The organism is Massilia glaciei (assembly GCF_003011895.2).
Classification (GTDB): Bacteria; Pseudomonadota; Gammaproteobacteria; order Burkholderiales; family Burkholderiaceae_D; genus Telluria_A; species Telluria_A glaciei.
On record NZ_PXWF02000208.1, the window covers coordinates 1 to 561 of the forward strand.

Below are 561 nucleotides of genomic sequence, written 5' to 3' on the forward strand. Positions count from 1 at the left end.
GCTGAACCGTTTGTTGGACAGGCCAAGGCCCCAATATGCTGCCCAGCAGTTCGGCCGATTCGGACCGGCCGGAAGCGGCGCGGTTTCTTGTCTAATTTCCGGCCGGCCAGCCGCTAACCAGCATCGTACGGACGTCTCATGGCTGGGCGGCAGGCCCGTCCAGCACGAACAGCTTGCGCTTGCTGTTTTTCTGCTCCTGCATGCCACGTACAAACCAGGGGAAACTGAGCAGCAGGCGATCGAAACTGCCGTCCTCCTGCGCCATTTTCAGGCCGCGTTCGATCCGCTCGGCCAGCGCCACATCCTTTTTATTGACGAAGAAGTAAAAAGGCGCGGGATAGTAGAGCATGATGTTTTTCTCGATGCGCAGACCCTCGTCCCGATGCACCTCCGCCTCATTCCAGACCTCGTACAAGCCGCGAGGGAAATAGTCGAATCGGTTCAGGGCCAGCATCGGAAACAGCGCATCGTAGTGCAGCGATGTCGTCACGGTGTAACCATTGCTGCGCATGATGGCGGCGTCGGACCATTGCGTCCCCATGTTACGTCCGCCAATATTTG

The 561-nt window shown here is 58.5% G+C and carries 1 protein-coding gene; it reads right to left on the reverse strand.

Annotated features, from left to right (window positions below; genetic code table 11):
* Nucleotides 1-136: 136 nt before the first annotated feature.
* A partial coding sequence (locus C7C56_RS12800; RefSeq protein ID WP_502506495.1) for a transporter substrate-binding domain-containing protein occupies nt 137-561 on the reverse strand: 425 nt, incomplete at its 5' end.